General features: G+C 46.2%; 3 protein-coding genes. All 3 read left to right on the forward strand.

Features of this window, described 5'->3' with window-relative positions:
* On the forward strand, positions 1-795 hold a 795-nt coding region (locus PX484_RS21820; protein ID WP_288105468.1), incomplete at its 5' end, for an AI-2E family transporter.
* Positions 796-1,005: 210 nt separating this feature from the next.
* Positions 1,006-1,722, forward strand: a complete 717-nt coding sequence (locus tag PX484_RS21825; protein ID WP_002803025.1) for a polysaccharide deacetylase family protein — start codon at positions 1,006-1,008, stop codon at positions 1,720-1,722.
* Positions 1,723-2,022: 300 nt separating this feature from the next.
* Positions 2,023-3,558: a bifunctional phosphoribosylaminoimidazolecarboxamide formyltransferase/IMP cyclohydrolase gene (gene purH / locus PX484_RS21830; RefSeq protein ID WP_287768336.1), complete on the forward strand. Its 1,536-nt coding sequence runs from the start codon at positions 2,023-2,025 to the stop codon at positions 3,556-3,558.
* The last annotated feature ends 517 nt before the right edge of the window (positions 3,559-4,075 follow it).

The raw sequence follows: 4,075 nt of genomic DNA on the forward strand, positions 1-4,075 counted from the left end.
GAATATATCGATACTGGTGCGGCGGTGATTCCCCCTCCCCCCGCCGATGTGGCCACCTGGCCGCTGATTGGCGAAAGGATTGCCGGTCTCTGGCAGCAGGCATCGGATAACACGGGTCAATTTCTTCAACGCTTCGAGCCACAATTAAAAGAACTGGGGAAAATCTCCCTTTCTCTGGCCACCAGTACCGGTCTGACGGTGCTGAAATTTATCGCCTCGATTCTGATTGCGGCGGCCCTCACCCTCTCGGCTAAAAATCTGACTCGCCCGATGAACCGGTTAGCGGAAAAGATTGCCCCGGGTAGAGGAATCGCGCTGGCCAGTCTTACCGCCTCCACCGTCCGCAATGTGAGCCGCGGTATTATTGGCGTTGCCATCATCCAGAGTCTTTTGATCGGCATCGGTTTAGTGACGGTGGGAACGCCTGCGGCCGGTTTATTAACTTTCCTCACCCTAATTTTGGGCATTCTCCAAATTGGCCCCGGTTTGATTGTCTTGGGGGCGCTCATTCACGCTTGGGTAACACTACCCCATTCCATCGCCCTATTATTTACCCTCTGGATGATTCCCGCCACCCTGGTGGATAATTTCCTCAAACCGATCTTAATGGGGCGCGGTCTGCCCATTCCTATGGTGGTGATTCTGTTGGGGGTGTTCGGGGGAGTGATCGCCTACGGGATTATCGGTTTATTCCTCGGACCGGTTCTGCTCGGTCTCTGCTACGAGTTAGTCAGAGCTTGGATTGCTGAGGATAGCCCCGAACCATTGGCAAATAGCCATGATCAGCCAATCTAAGGGCGGATATGTCTAATTTTTACCTTGAAAAGGCTCACAGGTTTGGTAGTTGTCATCCCTGGCCACTACCTTATTTTTACCAGGAGTCGCTAGACTCAGTTTTGGGGCTTATGCAGAAACTCAACAAAATGCAGAAATATCTCCTAAAGAAATCATCTTTGGCCTGTAATCGCTAATCTTTGCTTCTCCTCTCATCCCTTAACCCCCCAAATGAGCATTGCCAAATTAATTATCTCGATCGTCGCTCGACTTTTGACCGGGGCAATTTTCTATCAACCGACAGGAGAGAAAATTATCGCCCTTACTATCGATGATCTACCCACTCCCAACGATCCGGAAGGAAAATCCACTGATCGCATTTTAGCAGCGATCGCCGCTCATAATCGAGAAAAAGCCAGCCCGGCAACTGCCGTCAAGGCGACTTTTTTTCTGATCACGGGACACCTACAACCGAACTCCACCTTGATTGAGAGCCTCATCGCCCAAGGTCACGAAATCGCTAATCACGGCACCCAAGATCTGCGTACCAGTCAACTGGCCGCCGACGCTTTTGCTAGTCAGTTTCGGGAAGCTAACGATATTTTAACTCGTCTTGCCGGTCTTGCACCGCGCTGGTATCGTCCCGGTCAAGCCTTCTATAATCAATCTATGCGCTCGTTTTTGGGGAAATTCCCCGGCTACGAGTCCCGATTTGCCCTCGCTTCCATGATCCCTTTAGATACCGGAAAAGCAACGAATCACCCTCAATTTACCACTTGGTATATCTCGCAATTTATTTTCCCCGGGGCGATTTTAGTGCTTCACGGTGGGTCTCCCGAAAGAGATGAAAACACGGCGATCGTGCTGAAGAATTTATTAGCGAAATTACACGATCGAGGTTATCAGGTGATGACTCTCAGCCAATTACTTGATCACAAACGTTATTAGGTGACATTTTCTAGGCATTAAGGACAAGAAAAGATGATGGTAATCTGACAACATTTGGCGATAAGGGTTGCCAAGAGGTTTTCACTAATCTAGATAGACTTCGTTACCCTGAAAAATCCTGTATTTTTTAACAAGTCAGACTAAATCTTTCCAGGAGGAGTTGCAATTTTTTTCTTGGCATAAGTTGCTATTTGAGAGACGAAAATATAGAAGCAGCTGATTATTTACTAATCTACTTTTTTTAATTTTTAACGGGTTAGGACTGAGATATACTGAAATTGTTGCTTATAGATCACTACTATGGGACGTTTAGCGCTGATCAGCGTGACTGACAAAACCGGAATAGTTGACTTTGCCCGTCAGCTAACAGAAGAGTTTGATTTTGAAATTATTAGCAGTGGAGGAACCGCCAAAACGCTCCAATCGGCGGGAATTCCCGTGGTTAAAGTGGGAGAATACACAGGTTCTCCTGAAATCTTGGGCGGAAGGGTGAAAACTCTCCATCCTCGCATCCATGGCGGTATTTTGGCTAGACGGGATTGGGAGTCAGATTTAGCGGAAATGGAGGCTAATCAAATTCGTCCTTTTGATTTGGTGGTGGTTAATCTCTATCCCTTTGAACAGACGATCGCTAATCCTGAAGTTACCACCGCTCAGGCGATCGAACAAATCGATATCGGTGGTCCGGCGATGTTACGCGCCTCAGCTAAAAATTTCGCCCATTTGACTGTCATCAGTAACCCGAAGTATTACGAGCAGTATTTAAGCCAATTACGGCAAAATAACGGCGAAATCTCCCTGGAATTCCGCCAAAAAATGGCGGGGGAAACCTTCGCTTTAACCAATGCCTACGATGGTGCGATCGCTGCCTATTTCGCCAGCTTAAACGGGGAAACGACTCGCTTTCATTTGGCAGGAAATGCCCTACAAACCCTGCGTTACGGCGAAAATCCCCACCAAAGTGCCACTTGGTACGGCAGCGGGACAATGGCTCACGGTTGGGGAAAAGCGACCTTATTACAGGGAAAAGAACTAAGTTATAACAATTTAGTCGATTTGGAAGCAGCCCGCCGTTTAATCGCCGAATTCGGCAGTGAAGAACCGGCCGCCGCTATCTTGAAACACAATAATCCCTGTGGGGTGGCGATCGGTGGTAGCTTAGTGGAAGCTTATACTAAAGCTTTTCATGCCGATTCTACCTCGGCTTTTGGGGGTATTGTTGCCCTAAATCAAGCCATAGATGAAGCAACCGCTAAAGAATTAACGAAAACCTTCCTAGAATGCGTGGTTGCCCCCGATTGTAGCCCCGAAGCCCGGGATATACTCGCTAAAAAGTCAAAAGTGCGGATTTTATTGCTGCCGGATTTAAGCACGGGAGAAAAACAAACAGTAAAAGTTATCGCTGGCGGTTTTCTAGTACAAGCGGCCGATGACGTGGTAGAAACCCCGGAGGAGTGGCGCGTGGTGACAGAAAAACAACCCACTGCCGCACAATTAGCGGAATTACTGTTTGCTTGGAAAGTATCTAAGCACGTTAAATCTAATGCTATTGTGGTGACAAAAAATCAAACTACTTTAGGCGTTGGTGCAGGGCAAATGAATCGCGTTGGTTCGGCGAAAATTGCCCTTGAACAAGCAGGGGAAGCGGCCAAAGGTGGCTATTTGGCTAGTGATGGCTTTTTTCCCTTTGATGATTCTATTCGCACGGCGGCCAAGTTTGGTATCGAGGCAATTGTTCAACCAGGAGGTTCTTTAAAAGATCAGGATTCGATTAATGCCGCTAATGAGTTAGGTTTAATTATGGTCTTAACAGGCATTCGTCATTTCTTGCATTAATACCAAGTTAGGGTGTGTTGCTGCTTAAATTAACGCACCCCAACAAGTTATTAATTATCGGTTAATTTCCCGGCTCAATAGTCTTAAATTTGCCAAAAGCGCGAGGATGAACTGCTTTTTGGGAACAAAGAAAATAGCGTACAGGTTCGTAATGATTTTCAGCAGTAAAAGGAGAACAGAAATGATTTGCGAGTAAATCTTATCGCACACAGAAAGCATTTGCTCCTGAAAAAATACAAGCTTCGTTTTAGCCCTTAGGCATGACCCAAAATAGCACTTACAGGACTAGGATATAGAGGAAAAATTGTCAACAAGATATTAGACATCTCCAAAAATTTATAAGCCAGTCACACCAAGGAAGACAGGCAGATTAGACCAAGAGTCAAAATTAGCTCTAAAAACCGATTAATCAGGGTTTTAAGAGACAAAATCGAATTTTGACGGAAAACTATGGCTAATTATAACGTCAATTACTTCCCCTGATTGCTCCCATTCTATTACTTCTAAAATTAGCGCA

Source organism: Microcystis sp. M49636_WE2, assembly GCF_030065375.1.
GTDB classification, from domain to species: Bacteria; Cyanobacteriota; Cyanobacteriia; order Cyanobacteriales; family Microcystaceae; genus Microcystis; species Microcystis aeruginosa_C.